This is a genomic window from Polaromonas sp. P3_B1 (genome assembly GCF_056402935.1).
In genome coordinates, this window is the sequence record NZ_JBFUGK010000039.1 from 31,570 (window position 1) to 57,730 (window position 26,161).

Genomic DNA, 26,161 nt, shown 5'->3' on the forward strand with positions numbered 1-26,161 from the left:
GTTCAGGCTTTGGGCGGCGCGGGCGGCACGTCCGTCGCGGCGCTGCCGAACGCGGCGGGCACGGTGTCCTGCTCAGCCCGGCTGGGTATCGACATCGGCGCGGGCACGGGGTCAGGCTTGCGCTTGAAATACTTCACGAACACGGTGCCCAAACCTGCCAGGGCCAGCACGATCACCTTGGCGAACTTGGCGAAGAACAGCGCGATCACCGCGAAGAAACCCAGTTTTTTCGCGGCCACGCCCAGTACCAGTGCTGCCAGGCCGTACTCGGCGACCTTGTCCGTCTTGGAGTTGAAATCCGCGTAGCGTTTGCCTTCGTCGTACTGCAGGGCGGCCAGCAGTTCCGCCGCTGCGGGCTTGTCCTTCGGCAGGTCGTCCAGGGCCGTGACCAGGTTCATGCTGAAGTAGCCCTCGCGGCCCAAGGCGTAGGTGTTGTAGTTCACGCCTTGCGCGGCGCCGGCGGGCGCGCCGCGGTCCTTGCTGGACATGGCCCAGACCAGGCGGTGGGTGGCGGCGCTATAGGCCGGCTTTTCAGCCCAGCCCACGATCTCCAGCTCGGGGAAACCCATTTTCTTGCGCTCGGCGTTCGTGGCCTCGGTGCCTTCGCGGTAGCTTTTGAGCAGGTCGTCGGCGTTCCAGTCCTTGGCGTCGTCGTCCTTCACATAACCGGCAGCTTCAAAGCGCACCGTCATGAACCAGTTGTCGCCCGTGGCGGGAAAGACCAGGCCCTGCAGCCGCGTGTCGGTGCCCGGGTTGCCCATGGCATTGAGCAGCTTGCCCGCCTGGGGCTGCGGCACGAAGATGCGGCCGGCCGGCAGCTTGAGCACGGCCTGATTGGCCAGAGCGATGTCCTGCGGCCCTTCCTTGGAGGCGGCGCGGCCTTCGGCCCAGATCTTTTCGCTCTCTTCCTTGGACATCGTCTGCGCCATGGCGGCGGCGCAGGACAGAAAAACAGCCAGCGCAGCAACGCGCATCCACAAACGGTTCATGAAGCCCTCCTGTTGGAATAATTTGCGGGCTATTCTGACACGCCTGTACGAAGGAGGCCGGAAGGCGGCCCGAAAGTGCCGGGGGCGAGCCCGTAACCGAAGCTAGCCCTGCAGCTGCCGCGCCAGCAGCACCGCGACATGGATGGCCTCGCGCTGCGCACCGTCTTTGATCTGGTGGCGGCAGCTGGTTCCATCGGCCACCACAATCGCGCCGGGTTGTTTGCGCACCGCAGGCAGCAGGCTCAACTCGGCCATTTGCATCGACACCTCGTAGTGACCCGCTTCATAGCCAAAGCTGCCCGCCATGCCGCAGCAGCTCGATTCGATCAGTTCCGGCTGTGCACCGGGGATCAGCCTCAGCACTTCGAGGATGGGGCTCACCGCGCCGAAGGCCTTCTGGTGGCAATGGCCGTGCAACAGAATCGGCTGTGCCGCAGGCTTGAGCCGGCCCTTGAGCATCTCGAGCTTGCCGGCGGCCGACTCGCGCGCGAGGAACTCCTCCAGCAGCAGCGCATGGCGGCTGATGGCCTGCGCCGCCTCGCCCAGGCCCATCACCAGCATCTCATCGCGCAGCGTCAGCAGGCAGGAAGGCTCCAGGCCGACGATGGCGATGCCTTGTTCTGCGAAGGGCAGCAGGGCGCCGACCACTTCGCGCGCCTTGTCCTTGGCTTTGTCCACCATGCCGCCGGCCAGGTAGGTGCGGCCGCAGCACAGGCTCTTGCCATCGGGTGTGGTCTTGGCGGCTACATGCACGGTGTACCCGGCGGTTTGCAGCACGGCCAGCGCGGCCAGCGCGTTTTCCGATTCGAAGAACCCATTGAAGGTGTCGACGAAAAGCACCACAGGCCGCGTCGCCGCCAGCACCTCCTCGCGGGTGGCGGTGTGGATGCGGCCGTGCGGAGCCGCACCGGCTCCGCCCGATGCCTCGAGCTGCTTCCAGAAGGTGTCGCTGCGCCACTGCGGCAGGCTGCGGCGCGCCGAAAGGCCCAGCAGTTTTTCGCTCAACGCGGCCAGGCCCGGCAGCTTGTCGCGCAGGTTGAGCAGCGGTGCAAAGCGGCTGGCCCAGTGGGCGTAATCAGGCAGATGGGCGACCAGCCGGTCTTTCAGCGTGTAGCCGTGCCGCCCCTTGTAGTGGTGCAAAAACTCCACCTTCATCTTGGCCATGTCCACGCCGGTGGGGCAGTCGCGCTTGCAACCCTTGCAGCCCACGCACAAATCCATGGCCTCCTGCACGGCCTCGCTCGTGAAAGCGTCTTCGGCCTTGATGCCGTCAAGCTGCCCGCTCAGCGCCAGGCGCAGCGTGTTGGCACGCCCTCGCGTCAAATGTTTTTCGTCGCGCGTGGCGCGGTAGCTCGGGCACATGGTGCCGGCATCAAACTTTCTGCAGTGGCCGTTGTTGTTGCACATCTCCACGGCCTTGGCAAAGCCCTGGGCCGGGTCGCCGCCTGTGCCCGGCTCGCTGGTCTGCTCGGTCACCGGATCGTTCTGCACATTCCAGGCGCTCCAGTCCAGCGCGGTCTTGATCGGGATCACCTTGTAGCTGGGCGGAAAGCGCATCAGCCGCACATCGTCCATCCTGGGCGGGTTGATGATGCGATTCGGGCTCAGCAGGTTGATCGGGTCCAGGTAATTTTTGATCTGCGCGAAGGCCTCGTTGATCTTGGGCCCGAACTGCCACTCAATCCACTCGCCGCGGCACAGGCCGTCGCCGTGCTCGCCGCTGTAGGCGCCCTTGTAGTGGCGCACCAGGGCCGAAGCCTCTTCGGCAATCGCGCGCATCTTGGCGCCGCCCTCGCGCCGCATGTCCAGGATGGGCCGCACGTGCAGCGTGCCGACCGACGCGTGGGCATACCAGGTGCCCTTGCTGCCGTATTTGCGAAACACCTGCGTCAGCGCATCGGTGTATTCGGCCAGGTGCTTCAGCGGCACGGCGCAGTCTTCGATAAAGCTGACCGGTTTGCCGTCGCCCTTGAGGCTCATCATGATGTTCAGGCCCGCCTTGCGCACTTCCCACAGGTTTTTCTGCGGCGCGTCGTCCATCATCTCGACCACCGAGCCGGGCAGTCCCAGGTCGCCCATCAGCTCGACCAGCTGGCGCATCTTGGGCGCCAGTTCCGCCTTGGAGTTACCTGAAAATTCCACCAGCAATATCGCGTCGGGCTGGCCGATGAGCGCGGTGCGCACCGTGGGTGCAAAGGCCGGGTTTTGCAGTGAGAGCTCGATCATGGTGCGGTCCACCAGCTCGACCGCGCTCAGCGTGCCATCGCCGCCCAGTTGCACGATGTGCTGGGCCGTGTCCATGGCTTTGTAGAAGGTCGGGAAGTTCACCACGCCCAGCACCTTGGTGCGCGGCAACTCGGCCAGGCGCAGCGTGAGCGATTTTGTCAGCGCCAGCGTGCCCTCGCTGCCCACCAGCAGGTGGGCCAGGTTGACCGAGCCATCCTGGGTATAGGGCTTCTCGTTCTGGTTGTTGAAGATGTCCAGGTTGTAGCCGGCCACGCGGCGCAGCACCTTGGGCCAGTGCGCCTCAAGCTCAGGCCGCAGCTGGTCCGACAGTGCTTTCACATAGTCGCCTAACTCGCGCGCGGCGCCGCTTGCCGTGTCGTAGCGCCCCAGCTCCAGCAGGCTGCCGTCGGAGCGCCAGGCGCTGGCGCCCAGCACGTTGTGCACCATGTTGCCGTAGGCGATGCTGCGGCTGCCGCAGGAGTTGTTGCCGGCCATGCCGCCCAGCGTGGCCTGCGCACTGGTGGAAACATCCACCGGGTACCAGAGGCCGTGCTGCTTGAGCGATGCATTCAGGTGGTCCAGCACGATGCCGGGCTGCACCTCGGCCGTGCGCTCGCCCAGGTCCACGTCCAGGATGTTGCGCAGGTGCTTGGCGTGGTCGATGACCAGACCGGCGCCCACCGTCTGCCCGCACTGGCTGGTGCCGCCGCCGCGCGGGACGATGGGCACCTGCAGGTCGCGGCAGATGTCCAGCGCGGCTTTCACGTCATCGTCCGTGCGCGGCACAAATACGCCCACAGGGGTTACCTGGTAGATGGACGCATCGGTGGCGTAGCGCCCGCGGTCCGCCGGCGAGAACAGCACCTCGCCCCGGGTTTCGGCGGCCAGGCGCGCGGCCAGCTTGCCGGCAACTTCATTGCTGACGCGAGCCACGTCGTCATAAGCCTGGGCCGCAGCCTCGCGGCTGACCTTGAGGGGGAGGGGGGCGTTCATCGCGGCGTTTCGCCTTTTTAGTGGAGGACTGTTATGGAGGCCGGGCTCAGGCCTTGGCGCTGCTCTTGTTGCTGGTGGCATTGATGGCTCGCAGCTGCTGCACCACCACCTCGCGCTTGTTGGCCAGGTGGGCCAGCAGCACGCGCCGCATGGCGGGCGCGTCTCGCGCCGTCAGGGCTTCAATCATCAGTTCGTGCTCTTTCACGGCGGCTTTCCACTTCTCTTCATCCTGGTTGGAGCGAAAGCGCAGCGCCTGCAGCCGCGCGTTGACCTGCGCATAGGTGCTGGCCAGCACCGGGTTTTTGGCCGCCGCGTTGATGGCGTTGTGGATGGCGGCATTGAGCCGGTAGTAATTGGGCAGGTCGCGGCGCGTGTAGGCGGCCAGCATCTCGAAATGCATGGCCTTGATCTCCGCCAGCTCGGCTTCGGTGATGCGCTCGGCCGCCAGTTCGCCCGACTGCGCTTCCAGACCGGCCATCACCTCGAAGGTGTTGAGTACGTCGGCTTCGGTCAGCTCCACCGCGATCGCGCCGCGGTTCGGCAGCAGTTCCACCAAACCTTCGGCTGCCAGCATCTTGATGGCCTCGCGCAGCGGTGTGCGCGAGACGTTGAGCACCTCACTGAGTTCGCGCTCATTGAGTTTGGCGCCGGGCTGGATGCGGTTTTCCACCAGCATCTGGCGCAGCCGGTGCGCTACCTGTTCATGCAGCGCCGCACGCGGGATGGGGATGATTTCAGCAGCCATTCGCAAATTTTGTATGCAAAATTTCCCTGTGTCAAATCTGGTTTACAAGGAACGTAGTCCTTTGATGTATTGACAAATGAATTTTGTATGCAAAAAATAGCGACTTACTTCAGGAGCAGACCGCCATGTTGACGCTGGACTTCCACCCCACGGGGCGCCATTTTTTGCAGATCCCCGGCCCTTCGCCGGTGCCTGACCGCATCCTGCGGGCCATGAGCCTGCCCACCATCGACCACCGCGGTCCTGAGTTCGCGGCGCTGGGCCTGAAGGTCCTGGCCGACATCCGCAAAATCTTCCAGACCAAACAGCCCGTCATCATTTATCCGGCTTCGGGCACCGGCGCCTGGGAAGCGGCCCTGTCCAACACCCTGAACCCCGGCGACCACGTGCTGATGTACGAAACCGGCCACTTCGCCGCATTGTGGCAAAAGCTCGCCACCCGCCTGGGCCTGAAGACTGAAGTCATCAGCTATCCCGGCGCCGACATCTGGCGCCACGGCGTGCAGGCCGCGTTGATTGAAGAGCGCCTGAAAGCCGACACCCAGCACAGCATCAAGGCCGTCTGTGTGGTGCACAACGAAACCTCCACCGGTGTTACCAGCAACATCGCTGCCGTGCGCAAGGCCATTGATGCGGCAAAACACCCGGCACTCTTGTTGGTCGACACCATCTCCGGCCTGGCCTCGGCCGATTACCGCCACGACGAGTGGGGCGTGGACGTCAGCATCAGCGGCTCGCAAAAAGGCCTGATGCTGCCGCCCGGCATCAGCTTCAACGCGGTTTCCGCCAAGGCCATCGAAGCCAGCAAAAAGGCCACGCTGCCCAAGGCCTTCTGGGCCTGGGATGAAATCATCGAGATGAACAAGACCGGCTACTGGCCGTCCACCCCCAACACCAACCTGCTGTACGCCCTCAGCGAAGCCTGCGACATGTTGCTCGAGCACGGCCTCGAAGCGGTGTTCGCGCGCCACCAGCGCTGGGCCGTGGGCGTGCGCGCGGCGGTCAATGCCTGGGGCCTGCAGATCCAGTGCGCCGACCCGGCCGTGTATTCGCCCGTGCTCACCGGTGTGATGACACCTGAAGGCGTCGACGCCGACGCGGTGCGCAAAATCATTTACGAGCGCTTCGACTGCTCGCTGGGCACCGGACTGGGCAAGGTCAAGGGCCGCATGTTCCGCATCGGCCACCTGGGCGACTGCAACGACCTCACGCTGATGGCCGCGCTGGCCGGCTGCGAGATGGGCTTGAAACTTGCAGGCGTCAAGCTCGCCGGTTCGGGCGTGCAGGCCGCCATGGACCATTTCTCGAGCCACGCGGCCGTTGTGCCGCAGCGCAAGGCGGCCTGAGAGCCGCCACCGCTATTCAAAGTTCTCGCCTTCAAACTGTCACTTAGCTTCGTTCTACTACTGAACCAGAGGGAAACCATGCAACGCAGAACCTTTATCAGCGCGACGGCGGCCACGGCCGCCCTGGTGGCATCACCCATGCTCAAGGCGCAGACCCTGCCGTCCGGCCCGGTCCGCATCATCGTGGGTTTCCCGCCGGGCGGCGGCACCGATGCGCTGGCGCGCGTGGTCGGGCAAAAGCTCTCCACCATGTGGAACACCTCGGTGGTGATCGAGAACAAGGGCGGCGCCGCCGGCGTCATCGCGGCCGACTATGTGTCCAAGCAGGCCGGCGACGGCAACACGCTGCTCATGGCCCACATCAACAGCCACGCGCTGGCGCCGGCGCTGGGCCTCAAGCTGGGCTACAACGCCGACAAGGATTTTGTTCCCATCAGCATGGTCGGCGTCACGCCCAACATGCTGATCTGCAATGCCGACCAGCCCGCCAAGACCGTCAAGGACCTGGTCGCGCTGTGCAAGGCCAAGCCGGGCCAGATCAGCTTCGCCTCGGCCGGGGGCGGTTCGGCCCAGCACTTTGCACTCGAGATGTTCAAGCTGCAGGCGAAAATTTTTGCGCTGCACATTCCTTACCGCGGCTCGGGCCCGGCGCTGGTCGATTTGATAGGCGGGCAGGTGAACTACTGCTTTGAGACCATGACCTCGGCCACACCGCACGTCAAAAGCGGCAAGGCCATTGCGCTGGCGCAGACGCGCCTCAAGCGCGCCAAGGGCCATCCCAATGTGCCCACCATGGCCGAGTCGGGCTTTCCCGGCTTCGAGGCCACCGTGTGGTACGGCCTCATGGGCCCTTCAAAAATGCCGCCCGCCATGGTGCAGCGCATGAACGAAGACGTCAACAAAGTGCTGGCCATGCACGACGTGCAGGAAAAAATGGAGCAGTACGGCGCCGAAGACGGCGGCGKCAGCACCGAAAAATTTGCCACCTTCATCAAGGCCGAGCAAAAGAAATGGGCGCAGGTGGCCGAGCAGGCCAAGGTCAAGGTTGACGCCTGACATCCACTGCGCGCCTGGGTGAGACCGGCCTGGTGCCGGTTTTTTATTTGACAACAACAAACAAGTTTTTTATCAGCAAGAGCTAGGGATCGTTTCATGACAGTTGTGAATTTTTCAAAGGCCGGCCGTGTGCTGGCCGGTTTTTTTCTGTGCGCCGTCAGCATGGGCGCTTCGGCCGACATCATCCTGGGCCACTCGGGCGACCTTTCGGGCACCAGCGCCGCGCTCACCACCGACTATGTACGCGGCATGAACGCTTACTTTGACGACATCAACAAAAAGGGCGGCATACGCGGCGAAAAGATCAAGCTCGTGAGCCTGGACGACGGCTTCAACCCCGACAAGACCGCCGACAACACCAAGGCCCTGATCGAGCAGAACGCCGTGGCCCTGGTCGGTTTTCGCGGCACCGCCAATATGCTGAAGATCGTGCCCATCGTGCAGGCGGCAGGCATCGCCCAGATCGGCAACACCAGCGGCGCCAAATCCCTGCGCGACCCTTATGTGCCCAATGTGTTCCATGTGCGTGCCAGCACCACCGACGAGATCGAGGCGGCCGTCAACCACGCCTGGACCATAGGCATCAACAAGATCGCCGTCGCCTACCAGGACGACGCCTTCGGCAAGGAAGGCCTGGACGCGCTCATTGCCGCCATGCAAAAGCGAGGCTCGGCGCCCGCAGCCGTGGCCCCGGTGCCGCGCGGCACGGTGGACGTGGCCAAGGCGGTCGACGTGATCGCCGCCGCCCAGCCGCAGGCCGTCATGCTGATCGCCCAGGCCAAGCCCAACGCCGCCTTCATCAAGGCCTACAAGGCCAAGGGTGCGAGCGCGCAGTTCATGGTGCTCAGCGTGTCATCGGGCCTGCACGCCGAACTGAAAGAGCCGGCCGCCGGCACCATCGTCTCGCAGGTCGTGCCTTACCCCTTCACCGAACTCGGCAACGCCGTCGTGAAGGAATACCAGACCGTGATACTGGGAACCGCCGACAAGAAGTTCAGCTACAACAGCATGGAAGGTTTCCTCAACGCCAAGCTGGTGGTGCGCGCGCTGCAGAAAACCCCGGCACCCATCACGCGCGCCAAACTCATCAGCACGCTGGAAACCTTTACCAATGAAGACCTGGGCGGCTTTGCGCTGACCTACAGCAAGCAGAGCAATCTCGGTTCGCGTTTCGTCAACTTGACGATGATTCGCGCGGACGGCACCTTTGCCCGATAGAGCCGCACACAAAACCCTCCTGGCGTTGTTGCGCCGCCTTGCCGTGCTGGTGCACTGTCTGCGGCGACGCGCCTAGCCAGGACCGCTTCGCTGGGTTTTGTGCACGGCTCTCAATGAAGCGTCAAGCCGCAGGCGGCGGCGTCTTGGGCTCAAAATCGCACCAGGGTGCCACCGCGCACTGCCAGCACAGCGGCTTGCGCGCAATGCACACATAGCGCCCGTGCAGGATCAGCCAGTGGTGCGCGTCCACCAGGTACTCGGCGGGCACGCGCTTGAGCAGGTTCATCTCGACTTCCAGCGGGTTTTTGCCGGGGGCCAGGCCGGTGCGGTTGCTCACGCGAAAGATGTGTGTGTCCACCGCCATCACCGCTTCACCGAAGGCCGAGTTCAGCACCACATTGGCCGTCTTGCGGCCCACGCCGGGCAGGGCTTCCAGCGCTTCCCGTGTGCGCGGCACCTGGCCGCCGTGCTGCTTCACCAGGATTTCGCAGGTCGCCAGCAGGTTTTTGGCCTTGGTGCGGTACAGCCCTATGGTGCGGATATAGGACTCCAGCCCTTCCAGTCCCAGGTCGAGGATGGCCTGCGGTGTGTTGGCCACCGGGTAGAGCTTGCGTGTGGCCTTGTTCACGCCCACGTCGGTCGCCTGCGCGCTCAGCAGCACGGACGCCAGCAGCTCGAACACGCTGGTGTATTCAAGCTCGGTCACCGGCATGGGGTTGGCCGCCTTGAGCGTGGCGAAGAAAGGGGCGATGGCTTCTTTTTTCATGCCCCGCAGTGTAAAGGCGCACGGCCGCCTGGGCGGGTCTGCCGCGGGTTTCAAGCCACCATGCGCGGCACGTCCCACACCGAGCTCGGCGGCTCGCCGGCGCGCTGAAGCTGATCCTGCACGGCCCGCCAGATGGTGGGGTACTCGTCAGGCCTGGCGGTGCCGGCCGTGACATAAGTCAGGTGTGCCTGAGCGGCCATGGCCTGCATGCGCTGGTGTGCTTCGGAATGGGGTGCGATGCCCAGCAGGGTCGGCGTGGCCGGCAGGCCTTCGCAGGCAGCGGCCATGCGGCCCATCAGCGCATCATCGAATTTGGACGCACCTGAAAACAGCATCACAAAATACGGCCAGTCGGGCAGGAAGGCGCGGCGCAGGCCGTGGGTCAGGCCGTTGCGCGCCACGGCGATCATGCGGCAGGGATGGCCGCCCTCCATGAACTCCACGTACTCGCTGCTGCCGTCCATGTCCTGCTCGCCTGCGAAGCGCCGTTTCGCCACAGCCACGCCGCGCTGTTGCGCGAGCCAGCCGACCACTGAGAAGGCATCGTTGCCGCCCGCCGCGCAAATGCCGACGCGGTGAAAAGCCTCGGGGTCGGCCAGGCCTTGCGCTTGAGGCAATTGCATGGGCGCCGACAGGCGCCGCAGCACGGAGGAGGGCGCGTACTGCACGCCTTTTTCAAATTGCTCCCGCAGCGCCATCACGCGGCGGCCGAACTGCACGGCCGACTCGGTGGCTTGCGACATCACCATGGACCAGGGCGTGGGCAGTATGCGCCGGCCGCGGCTGCTGTGCAGCGTATGGGGCGAGTGGTGGCGCGGGTCGCCGGCCATGCGCAGCAGCAGGGCGCGTATTTCTGCAGACGGGCCTTCCGCCCAATGGACGAACCAGCCGCTCTGGTAGTGCAGGATGGCATGGATGCCGCCTTCGGCGTTGCGCGGCAGGGAGTGCGCGCGAATGTCTTCCATCTGCGCGTAGATGCCTTCCTTCATGTGGCAGATGCTGGCCGTCACCACGCGCTCAACTTCAATGTGTCCCGGGGGCGCCGCGTAAGGCGCGATGCTGTTCACCATGGAGACATCGTGCCGCAGAACCAAAAACCCCGTCAATTGCCGAGCTTAAAAGTTACCCGTGAATAGTGGCAAAAAAACCGATTCAAAAAAGCTGCAACATTTTCTTGCAACTCGGCGGCGGCAAGGCGTGCATGATGCGCGCGGCCGACGACAGCGCAGCAAGCCAGTCGTGATGCGCCAGGCGCGGGTCAATACGGAGGCGACCCGGCCTGATCTGCTTTAGCATCGCAGCCATGAAAGCACACACACTTTTACGACTGCTGGCGGCCTCCTTCACCGCCGCGCTGCTGGCCGGCTGCACTGCCGCACCCGGCACCACGGCAGGCGCCGCGCCGCGTCCCAAGCTTGTGGTCTTCCTGGTCGTCGACGGCCTGCCGCAGCGCCAGGTGGTGGACTACCGCGACCAGCTCGCGCCCGACGGCTTCGCGCGTTTCCTGGATCGCGGCGCCTGGTTCGCCAACGCGCACTACGGCCATGCCTTCACCGTCACCGCGGCCGGCCATGCCACCATGCTCACCGGCGCCTACCCGCACCGCACCGGCATCATCGGCAACGACTGGCGCGACCCCGTTACCGCCGAGCCCGTGTACTGCACCGGCGACACCTCGGCCACCTACATCGGCCATGCCACCAACGCGCTTGACGGCACCAGCCCGAAAAACCTCAAGGCCGAAACCGTGGGCGACGTGCTGCGGCGCGTCGACAGCCGCTCAAAGGTCATAGGCATTTCGGGCAAGGACCGCGGCGCCATCCTTCCCGCAGGCAAAACCGGCGTCGCCTATATGTACATGGGCGCCACCGGCCAGTTCGCCTCCAGCACGCACTACATGTCCGCGCACCCGGCCTGGGTCGACAGCTTCAACGCCGCCAGGCCTGCCGACCGCTACTTCAAAACCGAATGGAAGGCCGTGCTGCCCGAAGCGGCGTATGCCCGTTCGCTGCCCGACCAGCAAGCCTGGTACGGCCCTGCCGGCGGCGGCCTGCCGGCCATGTTCGGCGCCGAGGACGACAGCGCACCCGGCCCGCGCTTTTACACCTCGCTGTTGCGCGGCCCCTTTGTCGATGCGATGTCGCTGGACTTCGCGCGTGCGGCGATTGCCGGTGAGCAGCTGGGCCAGGACGACGTTCCCGACATTCTTTCCGTGAGCCTCTCGGGGCATGACTATGTGAACCATGCCTTCAGCGCCGAGTCGCGCCTCTCGCATGACCACCTGCTGCAGCTGGACCGCCTGCTGCAGGCTTTCTTCCGCGACCTGGATGCGCGCGTCGGCAAGGACAACTACATCGCCGTGCTCACCGCCGATCACGGCTTCATGCCCGCGCCGGAGTACAACGCCAGCCAGGGCCGTGAGTCCGGCCGCGTCAACAGCAGCCAGGTGCTGGGCCGCATCAATGCGGGTCTTGAAAAACGCTTCGGCCCGGGCAAGTGGGCCGCCGGCTTTTCAGGCTCCAGCGTGCTGTTCGACAAACAGCTCATCGCGCAAAAGCAGGCCAATGCCGACGCCCTGGCCGAAGAAGCCCGCGCGCTGCTGATGGCCGAGCCCGGCTTTGTCGCGGCCTACACCCGGCGCGAACTGCAAAGCGGCAGCCGCGCCGGCGCGCCTTTCTTCGATCAGATCCGCAAGTCCTGGCACGCGGATGTTTCGGGTGACGTGCAGTACTCGCTCAAGCCCGGCTGGATGTTCGGCAACACGGTTGCCACGCACGGCTCGCCGCATCCCTACGACACGCAAGTCCCCATCCTCCTGTACGGCCCCGCCTGGATCAAACCCGGCCGCATTGATGCACGTGTGGAGGTGGTGGACATCGCGCCCACCTTGTCGCACGTGCTGCGCGTGGCGCCGCCATCATCGGCTGAAGGCAAGCTGCTGCCTCTGCCGGGCCTGTAAAAAAAGATGCGGCGCTGACTGTATGCGAGTTACTCCTTCCCCCGCTGGGGGAAGGCAGGGATGGGGGCTTGCGGCGTTTGAAATTTCGCCGGAGTATGGTTGAAGGCCGCTGGCCCCGTCTTGCAGACCGCCGCCCAGTCGGAGCCTGGGCTTCTTCGCGCTGTCCAGATGCGCGCAGGCGCACCTGGAGCCGCAGCACTCAGCCCCAGCCCTCCCCCAGCGGGGGAGGGAGGAATCAGGGGGCAGGGCGCTAGCCGCTTTTTTTCGTGCTGCGCCTGCGCGCCGGCACCATGCCGTCGCCCGACTGGCGTATCGCGGCAATCAATTGCGTCGTGAAGTCCTGTACCAGCGGCGCCGGCGTCTGCCCCTGCAGCGACAGGACCTGCAGCACGCGCTGGCTCAGCTGCGGCTCGGCAAAAGGCACGGCGACCAGCCGGCCCTGGCGCACCAGGTGCGCGGCCGTCAGGTAGCCCGACAGCATGATGTCATCGCCGCGCACGCTGGGCAGCAAAGCCGATGAGAAATTGCTGACCACCGAAGCCTGGTATTGCAGGCCCTGCACGCTCACGGCCATGTCGAAGAGCTGGCGCCCCGTCATGCCTTTGGCGCTCATACCCAGTGGGTACTTCACCACGGCGGCCACCGTTAACACGCGGGCCCGTGCCAGCGGATGCGTGGGCAGCATCATCGCGTAGATGGGTGCCGTGGCCGCATGCCGCACCGTCATGCCTTTTTCCGGCGCTACCGTGTACTTGAGCGCCACGTCGGTCTCGCCTTGCAGCAGCAGGCGGCTGACGTTTTCGGGCGAGGCCACGCTCAGTTCAATCAGGGCCTCGGGATGACTGCGCCTGAAGCCCGTGATCACCTCCGGCATGAAGCCCGTCGCGAAGCCTTCGGTGCAAGCCACGCGCACGCGTCGTGCGCCAAAGCCCGCCAGGCCGCGCACCTGTTCCATCACGCGTTCGGCGTCCTCGCTGCCCGTGCGCACATAGGCCATCAGGCGCTCGCCCGCATCCGTGGGCACCATGCCGCGCGCCCTTCGCTCGAACAGGGCGCAACCCAGCTGGTCTTCAAGCTTGCCGACCTGGCGGCTCACGGCCGAGGCGGCCACATGCAGCTGCCCCGCGGCCTGGCTGACCGATCCGGTGCGGGCCACCTCGAGGAAGTAGCGGATCTGCGTGCTGAAAAAAGAGGTTTTCATACGAAGGCGGTCAGGGAAAGCAGGGCGAGTGAACACGTGGTTTGCCAAAAAGGCAAACCTTTGTTGCGATATCTCTCATTGTAGTAAAGGCCGATTCTTCTTACATTTGGTTTCATGTCGCGCTTTTGACTTTTGAGACTTTTGAGTTTGCCCCTTGCTTCCCGCGGCACCAATGAAACGATGAAACATGCAGAGATCCGACTGCCTTGACGCCGCCACCGCCTGGTTTGACGACGGCCATTTTTTCGATGCGCTGCAAAGACGCGTCGCGCTGCGCACCGAAAGCGACTCCGGCAAACCCAACCCCGCGCTTGACGACTACCTGCGCGGCGAGATGAGCGACTCGCTGCGCGCACTCGGCTTTTCCTGCAGCATCCTGCCTAATCCTGTCGAGGGAGCCGGCCCTTTCCTGGTCGCGCGCCGCGTGGAAGACACGGCCCTGCCGACCGTACTCACTTACGGCCACGGCGATGTGGTCAGCGGCCAGGAAGGCCGATGGCGCGAAGGGCTGCAGCCCTGGGAGCTGCTGCGCGAAGGCGAGCGCTGGTACGGCCGCGGCACCGCCGACAACAAGGGCCAGCACACCGTCAACCTCGGCGCGCTGGCCGCCGTGATCAAGGCGAGGGAAGGGCGCCTTGGCTACAACGTCACGCTGCTGCTCGAGATGGGCGAAGAAGCCGGCTCGCCCGGCCTGCATGCCTTTTGCGAAAGCCAGCGCGCCCAGCTCGGCGCCGATCTGCTGATCGCCTGCGACGGCCCGCGCGTGCACGCCGCCAAGCCCACGCTGTTCCTGGGTTCGCGCGGCGCAGTCAACTTCAGCCTGCGGCTGCGCGCGCGCGACAGGGCCTATCACTCGGGCAACTGGGGCGGCGCGCTGCTGAACCCGGCCACCGTGCTGGCCAGTGCGGTGGCCTCGCTGGTCGATGCGCGCGGCCGCATCCAGGTGTCGGCCCTCAAGCCCCCCTTGCTGTCCTCGTCCGTGCGCCGCGCGTTGGCCACTGTGGACATCGGCGGCGGCGAGGATGACCCCATTCTCGAAGCCCGCTGGGGCGAGCCCGGCCTCAGCACTGCCGAACGCCTGATCGGCTGGAACACCATCGAGGTGCTGGCGCTGGGCGCCGGCTCGCCGCAGCGCCCCGTCAATGCCATCCCCGGCGAGGCCGTGGCCCATTGCCAGCTGCGCTTTGTGGTCGGCACGCCTTACAAGGACCTCGCGGACATCCTGCGCAAGCACCTGGACCGCTATGGCTTCCATCGGGTCGAAGTCGAGATCACCCTCACCGGTGCGGCCACGCGCCTGGACCTCGACCACCCGTGGGTGGGCTGGGCGCAGCGCTCCATCGGGCTGAGCAGCGGCAAGGATGTGGTCACCTTGCCCAACCTCGCCGGCTCCCTGCCCAATGATGTGTTCGCCGACCTGCTGGGCCTGCCCACGCTGTGGGTGCCGCATTCCTACCCGGCCTGCGCGCAGCATGCGCCCGACGAGCACCTGCTCGCGCCCGTGGCGCGCGAAGGCCTGCGCATCATGGCCGGCCTGTACTGGGACCTGGGCGCGTCCGCCGGGCTGCCCTGGCACGCCGCGCGCGCGGCTGCCTGAGTTTTATTGTGTTGCCTCAAACCCTCCTGGAGATGCCCATGCCATCCACCCCACAACGCTCTTCGCGCCGCGCGCTTGTTCTTGGGGCCGCCGCATTGGCCCTCGTGCTTGCGGGCGTGTCGCAAGCGCAGGCGCAGGGCCAAGCGCAGGCCTGGCCCACCAAGCCCATACGACTGGTCGTTCCTTTTCCGCCGGGCGGCGGCACCGACGTGTCGGCCCGCATCATCGGCGACCGGCTCAGTGCCCGCCTGGGCCAGCCGGTCATCATCGACAACAAGCCCGGCGCCTCCACCGCCATCGGCGTGGTCATGGTCAGCGCGGCCGAGCCCGACGGCTATACGCTGCTGTTCTCAGGCTCCAGCAGCTACACCGTCAACCCTGCCGTGCGCAGCAAACTCGGCTATGACCCCTTCAAGCAGCTCTCGCCCATTGCCATGGTCGCGCGCACGTCGCTGGTGCTGGTGACGTCCTTCACCGGCCCCTACAAAACCCTCAAGGACATCCTGGCCAAAGCCAAGGCGAATCCGGGCACTCTGACTTACGCCACCTTTGGTTCCGGCTCCGCGCCGCACCTGGCCGGCGAGCTGCTGGCCGACGCCGCCGGTGTGAAGCTGTCCGCCATCCCCTACAAAGGCAGCGCCGAGGCCGACATCGGCGTGGTGCGCGGCGACGTCGCCCTGGGCATAGACACCATGGCGGCGGTCAACCCGCTGGTGCAGTCCGGCAAGCTGCGCGCCCTGGCGGTCGTCAGCGAAAAGCGCTCGACCTACATGCCCGGCGTGCCTGCGTATGGCGAATTGCAGTTGTCCTCGGCCCTGCTGGATGGCTGGTATGCGGTCGCCGCGCCCGCCGGCATTTCGCCTGCCGTGCGCGACCGGGTGCTGCACGCGCTCACAGCCGTGATGGCCGAGCCCGAAGTGCGCAAGAAGCTGCAGCTGCAATCCATGGAGCCCGCCATGCTGGGCCCGCAGGCATTGCGCGACGTGATGGATACGGAGATCGCGCGCTACCGCGCCCTGGTGGCGCGCGCCAATATCCGCATCGATTGATTCTCAGAGCGCCCGCACCGGAACGCACAGCCAGCAGCTGAAGGCGCCGGTTTTGGGGTCCACCACAAAGTCTTCTTCATAGAGCTCCAGCGCCGGGTTGTTGTCGGGCTGGTAGCCGCTTTGCGGCAGCCACACCGCAAACATATGCGTCCAGGCGTCGTGCACGTCGTTGCCCGGCCGGCCCGTGAAGCGGCCGCAGGCATAGCGCCCGCCGCCGAAGTTTTGCACGCCGATGTCGCCTTGCGGCTTGAAGTTGCCGTCCACCTCTATGCAGGCGTCATAGCGGCATTTCTCGGGCGGCGTGATCTCGGGGTTGTCCTGGCTGATGCCGTACATCTTGCGGCGCGGGTTCATGTAACCCTGTTGGCCGCACCAGGCGGCAAAGCGCTGCCACAGCTGCGCCACAGCCGGGCCGTAAGGGCCGGTGTTGCGCAGGTAAGCCAGGCGCATGGCGGGGAAGGTCTTCAGTTCGATGTGCATGGTCGTCAAGCCTCTTTCAGATGAAACCGGCCCGGCGGGCCAGAGGTTTCTATCTTTGAACAGCGTCGCCGCCACGTCTTGACTTGCCTTGTGCTGGGCTTGATGAATCTTGCGCAGTTCAATCTGGTGGCGCTCCGCCCAGTCGCGCCAGCCGCCGCGCCGCCAAACCGTGGGTGTCATGCCGAAGTGGGCGCGAAAGGCCCGGCTGAAGACCTCGGCTGAAGCAAAGCCCACGTCCAGCGCTATCTGCAATGCGGTTTGCGGCGTAAAAATCAGCCGCTGCGCGGCGGCCTCCAGCCGCAGGCGGCGCACGCAGTCGGCCAGGCTTTCGCCCGTCACTGCCTGGAACACGCGGTGGAAATGCCAGGGCGAGAAATGCGCCACGTCGGCCAGCGCCTGCAAGTCCAGCGTGCCGGCCAGGTTGGCGCTGATGTGGTCCACCACCCGGTTGATGCGGGCGATGTAGGCACGGTGGGCCGAGGGTTGGGAAAGATGCCCGGTCATCAGCTCCATCATGGCAGCTCATCCACAAACTTTTCGGCCTGCGCCAGCATGCCGCGGCGTATCGCCGCAAACACCGGTTCCGGGAAGTCCGCCGGCAGCTGCGCGGCCACGCGGTCCAGCGCATCAGGCACCTGCAGCACCAGCGCGACCATCTGGTCGAAGGCGCCCGGAACACCGCTTTGCCGCGCCAGGCCTTCCCAGTGGCGGGTGTGAATTTCGTGCAGGTGGTAGTGCGCGTTCTTGTTGCGCAAGGCCATGGCCAGGCGGGCGCGGCGCGGGCTGACCTGGTTGGGGCCATTGCCGATGATGGGCCAGGCCGACAGCACGTCGTACAGCGGCGTCATGCGAAAGCTGCCGCCGCGCTCCAGGAAGATGGAGAAGTTTTTGGCATGGCCGTCGGTGGCACCCATGATCCAGAAGGCCAGCTGGGCCTGCGCGAAATGCAGTGCGTCCGCGCGTGCATTGCTGCCACCGCCCAGCAAGTCCAGGCCCGCGCGTATGCCGGGGCCGCTATCGCTTTCATACTTGAGGTCGCCGGGCGTCCCGGTGGCCTGGCAGAAATCCTCTTGCGGCAACCTCGCGATCCATGCGCCGCCGTCCATCCAGCGCCTGTCGAAGCGCTCCACGATCAGCACTTTTCGATCGCCGAAGCGGCCCATCTGTGTGGGCGCGACCTCAAACCCCAGTTCCCCCAGCAGGGTGGCGCAGAGCCACTCGTTTTCCACTGAGTCCGTCATGTCGGCGCGCATATTGCCCACCAGGCCCAAGGGCAGCTTGAAGATGTGCGTGGTCGGCGTAGAGCCCGAAGGCAGGTGCCAACGCTGGCCTATGCGCAGCAGTGCTGTTTTTTCCTGCGCGCCGGCAATCGAGATCCGGAAATCATCCGCCAGCGAGGCGCCTTCCGCGCCGTCCCCGGTTACCTCGCCCAGCAACTTCTCCACCTGGTTATCGCTCAGCGGCGTGCTGTCGATGCGGTCGTGCGGCGGTGGCTGCAGGCCTTGCGGCATCAGCTGAAGCGCGCCCACGCAATCACGGCCCACGGCGGCCAGCAGGTCGGCCGCGCGAATGGAAGAGGTCCCGAAGCGCCGCCGCAGCCGTTCGCGGATGCGGCCGCTGTCGGGCAGCAGGTTGTCGAAGTAATGCTCGACCTTGGCGCCCATCACGTCGCCGCCGCCGGCCGGCATGGGGAGCGAGACCGACAGCGGGCGCGCCTGGGGCGAGCGCAGCCAGTTCTCGTCGTAGCGAAAGCCCGGGGTGCCGGTGCGCGTCCAGAACCACAGGCCCACGTGCTGGCCGTTCATCCACACATCAAGATCGGCGAATGCCATGGGCCACCTTTTGAAACTGTCTCGTCATGATTTTTTCAAGCGTTTTCCCCGGCTACCAATCGGCCGTGGGGCTGTTCGCAGTGGGGGCGGGTGGTGCGTCGGTTTCGGCATAGCGCCGCAAGTCTGCCAGCAGCACTCGCGCATCCAGCGCGTGCAACACCTGAAGCAACTGGTCGAGGCTTACCGCGCCGGGGTTTTTTTCAATATCGGCCATGCGGACTTGTTTGACGCCTATGCGCTGACCCAACGCGGTCTGCGTCAGCCCGCGTGCTTTTCGCAGCGATTTCAAATGCACCGACAGCTGTGCCGATGTCTGAACGGGAAAGGTTTGAAGCGTGCTCATTAATACCACCTTTGAGTGATATTTGCACAATATCGTTTTTATGCAATATTGTCAATATATCGTTCAAGGGCGATCAAATGGCCCGGCTTGTACTGTCCCGCCGGCACCGCATTTTGCGAGGCCTGGGGTCTGTTAACAGTCCCTAGGCCGCCTTGCGAATCGTGCCCTGCGCCGCGGCGCACAACGTGCGCTCCTCACCGCGCAGCACAAAAATATCGCAGCGGCACACCGCCTGTGTCTTGCCGCTGCCCACCACCGTGGCCACGGCCAGCAGGCGCTCGGCATCCCTGGCCGGCCGCAGGTAGTTGATCTTGAACTCGGCCGTCACCGAATCGCCCAGCACCGAACCGCCGGCAAAGGTCAGCGCATTGTCCGCGAGATAAGACAGCACACCGCCGTGCACAAAGCCATGCTGCTGCAGCAAGCCGGGCACCACCGGCACCGACAGCTCCGCGCTGCCGGGCGTAAAGGCGTCGAGCCGCGCGGCCAGCAGCGCGCTGAAAGGCTGCCGGCTCAATACCTCGCGGCCGAAGCGCAGCAGCTCATCCGGTTGCTCAGCGGGCATGCCGGCTCCCCGCAAAAGGCGGTGCCGGCCGGCGGCGGCCGCCCGAGGCCAGCCAGCGCAGCAGCCGTACACCCGCCGTCCGCGCTACAGGCCGGGGCTCAATGCCCAGCGAGACCTGGGTCTGCGACAGCACGTCCTCCACGCACACGTCGTGCAGCGGCCTTATGACCAACAGCCAGTAGAGCAGGGCAGCGCCGCGCGTTCGCATCTCGATGCGATGCTCGAGCACGCAATGCGCGGGCGTAGCGTCCAATACCTCAAAGCCGTGCCAGCCATCAAACCCCTTGGGCCTGGTGAACCGGAAGCGCACCGACTGGCCCGGTGTGTAGGCCTCCACCGTATAGCGTATCGGGCCATGGCCGCCGATGGCGCCTACGGCCAGCGGCCTGTCGAACTTCATGCGCGGCCAGTCCCACCCCGGCCATAGCGCATCCGCCGGAGAACCCAGCGAGTCAATCAGCGTACCCACGCGTTCGGGGCTCGCATGCAGCAGGCGTTGGTGAACGTTTACGACTTTCATACGGACACTCCTTGTTGAATTTCTCTGGGGTTCTTGGGGTGGGGTTCCCGGGTATCGGTCAGGCCGCCACGGCCATCCAGGCGCCGTGTTCCAGCGCGGCCCGCAGCTTGGGCGCGACGGCCGGCACAGGCTGGTTGACCCAGCGCTGCGTCAGCGAAAACGCCGGCGAGAACACCAGCGCCATCCACACATGAAACGGCATAGGCCGCAACTCGCCGGCTTCCACACGCTGTTCCATCCAGGTTTTTAGCGCACCAAAGGCCTGCTCGTTGGCGGTGCTGGTCTCGGCACCGTCCGTCATGTCGCCGCCGCGGCGCAGCGCGTGCAGCAGCCGCGCCTGGTCCGGGTGCTGCAGTACCCACTGGATGTAGGCGCGCACCAGGCCCTTCACGCCGGCCTGGGCCGAGGCCTTGCCGGCAATCGGCTGCATCAGCGCCGCATGGAAGTCGCGCAGCATGTGGGCATACAGCGCATCGGCCAGCAGCGCCTTGGTCGGGAAGTGGTGATACAGGCTGCCGTTGCTCACGCCGGCCTCCTGGCGCACCATGTCCATGGAGGCGGCCGTGAAGCCCTGGGCCAGGAACACCTTGGTGGCGGCCTCAAGCAGGCGATCGCGAGTGGATGCAGTGGAGGATGGGGTAGCGGCGGAGCTCATGACTAGAGTATTACTCTAGACCAACACTCTGTCAACCACTGCCCGCCCGGCCCGGCCGCGGGCAGGCCGCGCCCAAATTGGCGACAATGCAGCCCAGAAAGCGAGAAACCGAACATGCCCCTGCACTTTGCCGACCGCCTCAACAACGTTGAAACCTCCGCCATCCGCGAACTCTTCAAACTGCTGGGCAAGCCCGGCATCGTCAGCTTTGCCGGCGGCTTCCCCGACCCCGCCATGTTCGACGTGGCCGGCATCCAGGAAGCCAGCAACAAAGCCTTGAGCGAAGAGCCCGGCGGCGCGCTGCAATATGGCGCCACCGAAGGCTACGGCCCGCTGCGCGAACAGCTCAGCGCCTTCATGGCCACCAAGGGTGCCAAAGACGTCGCCCCCGAGCACCTCATCGTCACCACCGGCAGCCAGCAGGCGCTTGATTTGCTCGGCAAGACCATGATCTCCCCCGGCGACAAGGTCATCGTCGAAGGCCCGACCTTCCTCGCCACCATCCAGTGCTTTCGCCTTTACGGCGCCGAACTCATCAGCGCGCCCATCGATGCCCACGGCGTCAAGACCGACGAGCTCGAAAAACTCATCGCCCAGCACAAGCCCAAGTTTGTCTACCTGATCCCCACCTTCGGCAACCCCAGCGGCGCGCTGCTGAGCCTGGAGCGCCGCAAGCAGGTGCTGGCCATGGCCGTGAAGCACCAGACCCTCATCGTTGAAGATGATCCTTACGGCGATCTCTACTTCGGTGAAGCCCCACCCCCCTCGCTGCTGGCCCTGAGCCCCACCGTGCCCGGCAGCCGCGAGCTGCTCGCCCACTGCGGCTCCCTCAGCAAGGTACTGAGCCCGGGTCTCCGCGTAGGCTGGATGGTCGCCCCCGCCGAGTTGCTGGCCAAGGCCACCATGTGCAAGCAGTTCAGCGACGCCCACACCAGCACCTTCGCCCAGGCCACCGCCGCCCAATACCTCAAGGCCGGCCGCATGCCCGACACCCTCCAGCGCGTGCGCAAGGTGTATGGCGAACGCGCCACCGCCATGGGCAATGCCTTGAAACGCGAACTCGGCGACGCGATTGAATTCACCCAGCCGCAAGGCGGTTTGTTTTTCTGGGCCCGCCTTACGGGCGCGGGTGGCAAAAGCAAGGACGCCGGCGAATTCGCGAAGAAGGCGATCGAACAACTCGTGGCCTTTGTGCCCGGCGCGCCTTTCTACGCGGCCAACCCCGACCTCGCCACGCTGCGGCTGAGTTTTGCCACGGCCGATGTGGCGAAGATTGAGGAGGGTGTGGGGCGGCTGGGCAAGGCGCTGTAAGGCGTGGCACGACGTGGTGGGCTTCACATGAATCTTGATGTGCCGGTTGAGGGTGCTCTTGCGAAGCCTGCCGGCGTCCTCAGGAGGCTGCTGTGCGAAGCGGCCGTATGGCTGCCTCTTGCCGCTGTCCTCTGGTTTGTGCCGCAAGCCGATCTTGTTGACCAGTTCTTTTTTGTGGCTTACAGCATCCTGGTGATCGGTATCAGGTTTAGGCGCGGCACCGAGTACAGCAACTGGCCCTGGCTGGTTTTGCATGGTGCGATCTGCTGCACCTTGCTGAGCGAACTCGACAAGCTGCAGGGTTACCACAGCGACCTGGCCCAGGATTTCGCCTTGCTCTTTGCACAGGGCTTGCTGTGGATCGCCACCTTTGTGGTTCTGGTCACCAAAATCCACCACCCCAAGCATTGGCGGGCTGGTGTGCTCGCTGTCCTGGTGCTCGTCGGCACGGTGCTCACTGGCCCTATGCAGTTCGCAAGGCAGCTTTGGTACCAGTCCATGGACCATCGCAAAGCCTGTGTGTATGCCACCAAGATAACGTCCGACACGATTTACGGTGTAGCGTTTGAAAACAAATCAAAAGTCGTCTGGTTTAGCCGCGAACAGGGCTCCGAAGCAGACGAGAATTTCGTCGACGTGGCGGGGCTGGGGGGCGGCAGCATGGACGCTCAGGGGCCCAATCTGAACCTGCCCGTGTTCAAGCTCAGCCAACTCCTGTTTTGCAAAACTTGACGGCCAAGGCCTCCTCCCCGGGCCCCACTGCTCCGTCCTGCTACTTCTATTCCGCTAACCTGGAGCCTTACGATGCGCGAAATGTCAAAACAACCAACGGCATGGCTGGCAGCGGCGGCGCTCTCGCTCCTGAGCGCCGTCCCCGCCCTCAGCCAGCCCGCCGCGCCGGCAGCACCCCCGCTAGCGGCCGCGGCGCTCAGCCCTGAAGACGCCGCGCTCGGCCAGCAGCTGATGGCCGCCGCCCAGCTGGTGCAGACCGGCCAGTCGGCCCGCGCCATCACCGAGCACCTCGACAAAATCATCGCCGCCTATGAGCTGCGCTACCAGGGCCAGGCATCCAGGCCCTACACCGGCCGCTGGCAGTTGGAAAGCCTGATGTACCTCGTGGAAGCGGCGGCGTCCAAGCAAGAGCCCAAGCGGGGCGCCATCATCGTGCCGCAGATCTGGTCCGACGCCTGGTACCTCAAGGGCTATGCGCTGATTGAACTCAGGCGCCCGATCGAAGCGCGCAGCGCCCTGGAAGCCGCGCTGGCCCTGGCGCCGCGCAATGCGCAGTACCTGGGCGAACTGGGCAACTGGTACCTGGGCCAGCGCAACTGGCCCCAGGCCCTGAAGACTTTTGAACAGGCCGAAGCCGCCGCCAAAGAGTTTTCTCCGCCCGACGTGAAGAACACAGAACTGTCCCGCGCCTGGCGCGGCTTCGGTTATGTGTATGTCGAGCAAGGCCGCTGGGACGATGCCGAAAAAATCTACCTCCAGTGCCTGGAACTCGACCGCAACGACAGGCGTGCCCAGAACGAGCTGAACTACGTCCGCAGCCAGCGGCCTGCGCAGCGCGCACCTGCCGCCACGCCCTGAAGCTGGCCCGGCGGCGAGCCGCAGCCCGTGGCGTGTCCTTACTCGTTGATCTCCACCTCCACCAGCTTGCCCAGCAGCACCAGCGACTGCTGCCAGCCCACATAACACTGGTCCGCGGGGATCACTGACGGAATACCTTCCTGCACCACATGCATTTCCACGCCGGCAGAGACTTTGGCCAGCGTGATGGTGGTGGTCATCTCGCCCGGCAGGTTGGGGTCGTCGAAGCTGGCGGTGTAGCGCAGGCGCTCGCCGGGCGTGAGTTCCAGGTAGGTGCCGCCGAAGGAGTGGCTGTGGCCGTTGGTGTGGTTGGTGAATGACATCCGGTACTTGCCGCCGACCTTGGCGTCCATTTCATGCACGGTGCCGGTGAAGCCGTTGGGCGGCAGCCACTTGCTCATGGCGGCGGGGCTCAGGAAGGCGCGGTACACCCGGTCAGGGGTGGACTGCAGAACGCGGTGAAGCTTGACGGTGTTGGTGCCAGGGATGGTCATGGTGTGTTTCCTTGGTGAATGACAGAGACAGAAGAGAGAAGAGAGAAGGCGGGGCCGCCCTCTACCTCTACGACGAACGGCCCACGGCGGAATCGACATGGTGTTTGAGAAATCTTGAATATTTTCTGTCCGGTCCCGCTTCATTCCTGGGACCAGACCGCAAGCTCATACCCGTCCGCGTCCAGGAAATGAAAGCGCCGCCCGCCGGGGAAGGCAAAAATCTCCAGCTTGATGGTGCCGCCCGCAGCCAGCACGCTGTCGCGGGCGGCCTCCAGCCTGTCGGCATACAAAACCACCAGCGGCCCGCCGGCGGGTGAGGGCGCGGCCTGTGTCGTAAAGCCGCCTTTCATCGCCCCGTCAGAGAACTCGGTGTACTGCGGGCCGTAGTCGGTAAACGTCCAGCCGAACGCCTTGCCGTAAAAGGCTTTGGCTTTGTCAATGTCGCTGACGTTCAGCTCCACATAATTGATGCGGCAGTTCTCGGGTTTCTCGGCTTGGGCGGGCATGGTGTCTCCAGGGGTTGGCTCTCAATCGACCTGCCATTTTGCACAGGGCGAAATGACGATAGGGCGCCATGCCCCTTGCCCATACGGTTCGCGGGTGTTTGCCTACAATCCGATACAGCGTGGGTGTGTCGCCTGCGGCACCTGACCCGGGCTTGTTCACCTTCATGACTTCCGCCGCCGCGCACAGCGCCACTCGCGCCCCCTCTTCGTCGATTTCTCCCGCCACCCGCCGCTCCATCCTGCTGCTGTCTTGCGCCACCTTCGCCAGCATGGTGGCCCAGCGTATTTGCGATGCCATGCTGCCCGAGCTGTCACGCGTCTTCAGCGTCAGCCTGGCGCAGGCGGCGCAAGTCGTGTCGCTGTTTGCCGTCACCTACGGTATCTCGCAACTGTTTTACGGCCCGCTGGGCGACAGGCTGGGCAAGTTCCGCATCGTGACCTTTGCCGCGCTGGGCTGCAGCGTGGGCAGCCTGATGGCCGTCTTCGCCAACAGCCTGGACGTGCTGCTGCTCGCCCGAATCCTGATGGCGCTGGGCGCGGCCGCGCTGATCCCCCTGGCCATGGCCTGGATAGGCGACGCCGTGCCGCCCCACGAGCTGCAGGAAATGCTCACCCGCACGGGGCTGGGCAGCACCCTGGGCATTGTGTGCGGGCAGTTGCTGGGCGGGCTGTTGACCGATGCCCTCGGCTGGCGCTGGGCGTTTGCGTTTTTGGTGCTGCTGTTTGGCACGGTCGGCTCGCTACTCTGGCGTGATTTGCGCCGGCAGCAGGCACTGCCAAAAGCAGAGACCGAGGCAGAGGCAGCCCCAACACCAGCACTCGAATCACCCGCGGCCCGCCCGCATTTCCTCAAACAGACCTTGCTCATCATCAGCCGCCCCTGGCCCCGTACCATCCTGCTGCTGGCCGTGATTGAAGGCGCCATGGGTTTTGGGGTGCTGGCCATGTGGGCCTCGCACTTGCACCATGCTTTGGGTTTGTCACTCTCGGCCGCAGGCGCCATCGTGGCGCTCTTCGGCCTGGGCGGCGTCGGCTATATGGCCGCCGGCCGCGCGCTTATCCCCCGCTTGGGCCAGCACGGCCTGGTGTTGCTGGGCGGCGGGCTGCTCGGCATCAGCGCGCTGGTAATTGCCTACATCCCGCACTGGGGCCCGGCCATCCCGGCCAGCCTGGTGGGCGGCTTTGGTTTTTTCATGTTCCACAACGTCATGCAGGCCAACGCCACGCAAATGGTGCCTGAGGCGCGCGGCACGGCCGTTTCGCTGTTTGCGTCTTTCCTGTTCCTGGGCCAGTCTTTGGGTGTGGTGCTGGCCGCGGCCTTGATAGGCCATATAGGCAGCAGCGCCGTGGTGGTGTTGAATTCCACTGAAGTCTGACCCGAGTTTTCCATCGAATATTGACCCACACTCTTTGTGAGCAGAAGGTGCTCACGATGTGGATAAGTTCTTGGTTTTCTCCTTTTTGGGCTGAGTGTGTGGATCTGCCTCAAAGTGCGCCGCTGTTTCCGCGATTTTGTTGCCTCGATGACCAACCAGGTGGCCAGCTTCTCGGCGTAGGGATCGAGCTTGCTTGCGGTTGCCCGCCTTTGGTAGCTGGGCTCGCTCTCTTCCGATCGCAGGTGCTTCTTCACTGTGTTGCGAGCCAGGCCTGTACGCCTTGAGATCTCGCGGATGGACATCTGATCCCTCAATGCCCATCGCCTGATGACATTCAATGTCGC

24 protein-coding genes and 1 pseudogene are annotated in these 26,161 nt (G+C 65.0%); 10 read left to right on the plus strand and 15 right to left on the minus strand.

From position 1 onward, the window contains the following. Positions 1 to 2: 2 nt before the first annotated feature. From AC1DXS_RS19980 to AC1DXS_RS19990, 3 genes are all read right to left on the minus strand, one after another. On the minus strand, positions 3 to 989 hold the full coding sequence (locus AC1DXS_RS19980; RefSeq protein ID WP_477739206.1) for a DUF2167 domain-containing protein: 987 nt from the start codon (positions 987 to 989) through the stop codon (positions 3 to 5). A gap of 102 nt (positions 990 to 1,091) precedes the next feature. Beyond that, on the minus strand, positions 1,092 to 4,208 hold the full coding sequence (locus tag AC1DXS_RS19985; RefSeq protein ID WP_477739207.1) for an FAD-binding and (Fe-S)-binding domain-containing protein: 3,117 nt from the start codon (positions 4,206 to 4,208) through the stop codon (positions 1,092 to 1,094). Between the two features lie 46 nt (positions 4,209 to 4,254). Next, a complete protein-coding gene (locus tag AC1DXS_RS19990) occupies positions 4,255 to 4,953 on the minus strand; it encodes a GntR family transcriptional regulator (RefSeq protein WP_477739208.1) in 699 nt (232 codons plus the stop codon). A 125-nt stretch (positions 4,954 to 5,078) separates the two neighbouring features. On the opposite strand from AC1DXS_RS19990, the gene AC1DXS_RS19995 reads away from it, so the two are divergent. From AC1DXS_RS19995 to AC1DXS_RS20005, 3 genes are all read left to right on the plus strand, one after another. Then, entirely contained in the window at positions 5,079 to 6,299 is a 1,221-nt protein-coding gene (locus AC1DXS_RS19995; protein ID WP_477739209.1) for a pyridoxal-phosphate-dependent aminotransferase family protein, read from the plus strand. Positions 6,300 to 6,377: 78 nt separating this feature from the next. Next, entirely contained in the window at positions 6,378 to 7,355 is a 978-nt protein-coding gene (locus AC1DXS_RS20000; protein ID WP_477739210.1) for a Bug family tripartite tricarboxylate transporter substrate binding protein, read from the plus strand. A gap of 96 nt (positions 7,356 to 7,451) precedes the next feature. Next, positions 7,452 to 8,573, plus strand: coding sequence for an ABC transporter substrate-binding protein (locus AC1DXS_RS20005; protein ID WP_477739211.1), 1,122 nt, complete (start codon positions 7,452 to 7,454; stop codon positions 8,571 to 8,573). Positions 8,574 to 8,694: 121 nt separating this feature from the next. Here AC1DXS_RS20005 and nth read toward each other — a convergent pair whose 3' ends face one another. Further along, positions 8,695 to 9,339, minus strand: a complete 645-nt coding sequence (nth, locus tag AC1DXS_RS20010; RefSeq protein ID WP_477739212.1) for an endonuclease III — start codon at positions 9,337 to 9,339, stop codon at positions 8,695 to 8,697. A 50-nt stretch (positions 9,340 to 9,389) separates the two neighbouring features. After that, positions 9,390 to 10,409 carry a BLUF domain-containing protein gene (locus AC1DXS_RS20015; RefSeq protein WP_477739213.1) on the minus strand — a complete coding sequence of 340 codons (1,020 nt, stop codon included), beginning with the start codon at positions 10,407 to 10,409 and terminating at the stop codon, positions 9,390 to 9,392. Between the two features lie 233 nt (positions 10,410 to 10,642). On the opposite strand from AC1DXS_RS20015, the gene AC1DXS_RS20020 reads away from it, so the two are divergent. Beyond that, positions 10,643 to 12,298 (plus strand): alkaline phosphatase family protein, encoded by a 1,656-nt coding sequence (locus AC1DXS_RS20020; RefSeq protein ID WP_477739214.1) that lies wholly within the window; start codon positions 10,643 to 10,645, stop codon positions 12,296 to 12,298. Between the two features lie 250 nt (positions 12,299 to 12,548). On the opposite strand, the gene AC1DXS_RS20025 is transcribed toward AC1DXS_RS20020, so the two are convergent. Next, on the minus strand, positions 12,549 to 13,499 hold the full coding sequence (locus AC1DXS_RS20025) for a LysR family transcriptional regulator (RefSeq protein WP_477739215.1): 951 nt from the start codon (positions 13,497 to 13,499) through the stop codon (positions 12,549 to 12,551). A 187-nt stretch (positions 13,500 to 13,686) separates the two neighbouring features. Between AC1DXS_RS20025 and AC1DXS_RS20030 the strand changes: the two genes are divergently transcribed. Both AC1DXS_RS20030 and AC1DXS_RS20035 read left to right on the plus strand, forming a co-directional pair. Continuing rightward, complete coding sequence (locus tag AC1DXS_RS20030) at positions 13,687 to 15,096, plus strand: M20 family metallopeptidase (RefSeq protein ID WP_477739216.1); 1,410 nt, start codon at positions 13,687 to 13,689, stop codon at positions 15,094 to 15,096. A 38-nt stretch (positions 15,097 to 15,134) separates the two neighbouring features. Then, positions 15,135 to 16,145, plus strand: coding sequence for a Bug family tripartite tricarboxylate transporter substrate binding protein (locus AC1DXS_RS20035; protein ID WP_477739217.1), 1,011 nt, complete (start codon positions 15,135 to 15,137; stop codon positions 16,143 to 16,145). Between the two features lie 3 nt (positions 16,146 to 16,148). Here the strand turns inward: AC1DXS_RS20035 and AC1DXS_RS20040 are convergent, their stop codons facing one another. From AC1DXS_RS20040 to AC1DXS_RS20065, 6 genes are all read right to left on the minus strand, one after another. Then, complete coding sequence (locus tag AC1DXS_RS20040) at positions 16,149 to 17,141, minus strand: AraC family transcriptional regulator (RefSeq protein ID WP_477739218.1); 993 nt, start codon at positions 17,139 to 17,141, stop codon at positions 16,149 to 16,151. Continuing rightward, entirely contained in the window at positions 17,138 to 18,457 is a 1,320-nt protein-coding gene (locus AC1DXS_RS20045; protein ID WP_477739219.1) for a type II toxin-antitoxin system HipA family toxin, read from the minus strand. The genes AC1DXS_RS20040 and AC1DXS_RS20045 overlap by 4 nt, the downstream gene beginning before the upstream one ends. A gap of 52 nt (positions 18,458 to 18,509) precedes the next feature. Next, positions 18,510 to 18,800: a helix-turn-helix domain-containing protein gene (locus AC1DXS_RS20050; RefSeq protein ID WP_007873948.1), complete on the minus strand. Its 291-nt coding sequence runs from the start codon at positions 18,798 to 18,800 to the stop codon at positions 18,510 to 18,512. Between the two features lie 142 nt (positions 18,801 to 18,942). Continuing rightward, positions 18,943 to 19,365: a PaaI family thioesterase gene (locus AC1DXS_RS20055; RefSeq protein WP_477739220.1), complete on the minus strand. Its 423-nt coding sequence runs from the start codon at positions 19,363 to 19,365 to the stop codon at positions 18,943 to 18,945. Then, the gene (locus AC1DXS_RS20060; protein ID WP_413328329.1) at positions 19,355 to 19,885 is read right to left on the minus strand and encodes an SRPBCC family protein; all 531 of its coding nucleotides are present in this window, start codon (positions 19,883 to 19,885) and stop codon (positions 19,355 to 19,357) included. The genes AC1DXS_RS20055 and AC1DXS_RS20060 overlap by 11 nt, the downstream gene beginning before the upstream one ends. A 58-nt stretch (positions 19,886 to 19,943) precedes the next feature. Beyond that, a complete protein-coding gene (locus AC1DXS_RS20065; RefSeq protein ID WP_477739221.1) occupies positions 19,944 to 20,540 on the minus strand; it encodes a TetR/AcrR family transcriptional regulator in 597 nt (198 codons plus the stop codon). A gap of 120 nt (positions 20,541 to 20,660) precedes the next feature. Here AC1DXS_RS20065 and AC1DXS_RS20070 point away from each other — a divergent pair, with 120 nt between their 5' ends. From AC1DXS_RS20070 to AC1DXS_RS20080, 3 genes are all read left to right on the plus strand, one after another. Then, positions 20,661 to 21,851 (plus strand): aminotransferase-like domain-containing protein, encoded by a 1,191-nt coding sequence (locus tag AC1DXS_RS20070; protein WP_477739227.1) that lies wholly within the window; start codon positions 20,661 to 20,663, stop codon positions 21,849 to 21,851. 27 nt (positions 21,852 to 21,878) lie between these two features. Further along, positions 21,879 to 22,583, plus strand: a complete 705-nt coding sequence (locus AC1DXS_RS20075; RefSeq protein WP_477739222.1) for a hypothetical protein — start codon at positions 21,879 to 21,881, stop codon at positions 22,581 to 22,583. A gap of 81 nt (positions 22,584 to 22,664) precedes the next feature. Then, a complete protein-coding gene (locus tag AC1DXS_RS20080) occupies positions 22,665 to 23,441 on the plus strand; it encodes a tetratricopeptide repeat protein (RefSeq protein WP_477739223.1) in 777 nt (258 codons plus the stop codon). Positions 23,442 to 23,479: 38 nt separating this feature from the next. Here AC1DXS_RS20080 and AC1DXS_RS20085 read toward each other — a convergent pair whose 3' ends face one another. Both AC1DXS_RS20085 and AC1DXS_RS20090 read right to left on the minus strand, forming a co-directional pair. Beyond that, positions 23,480 to 23,935: an SRPBCC family protein gene (locus AC1DXS_RS20085; protein WP_477739224.1), complete on the minus strand. Its 456-nt coding sequence runs from the start codon at positions 23,933 to 23,935 to the stop codon at positions 23,480 to 23,482. A 140-nt stretch (positions 23,936 to 24,075) separates the two neighbouring features. Continuing rightward, complete coding sequence (locus AC1DXS_RS20090; RefSeq protein ID WP_477739225.1) at positions 24,076 to 24,441, minus strand: VOC family protein; 366 nt, start codon at positions 24,439 to 24,441, stop codon at positions 24,076 to 24,078. A gap of 164 nt (positions 24,442 to 24,605) precedes the next feature. Between AC1DXS_RS20090 and AC1DXS_RS20095 the strand changes: the two genes are divergently transcribed. Further along, on the plus strand, positions 24,606 to 25,817 hold the full coding sequence (locus tag AC1DXS_RS20095) for an MFS transporter (RefSeq protein ID WP_477739226.1): 1,212 nt from the start codon (positions 24,606 to 24,608) through the stop codon (positions 25,815 to 25,817). 98 nt (positions 25,818 to 25,915) lie between these two features. On the opposite strand, the pseudogene AC1DXS_RS20100 reads toward AC1DXS_RS20095, so the two are convergent. After that, positions 25,916 to 26,161 (minus strand): annotated as a pseudogene (locus AC1DXS_RS20100) (IS21 family transposase); the annotation flags it as partial.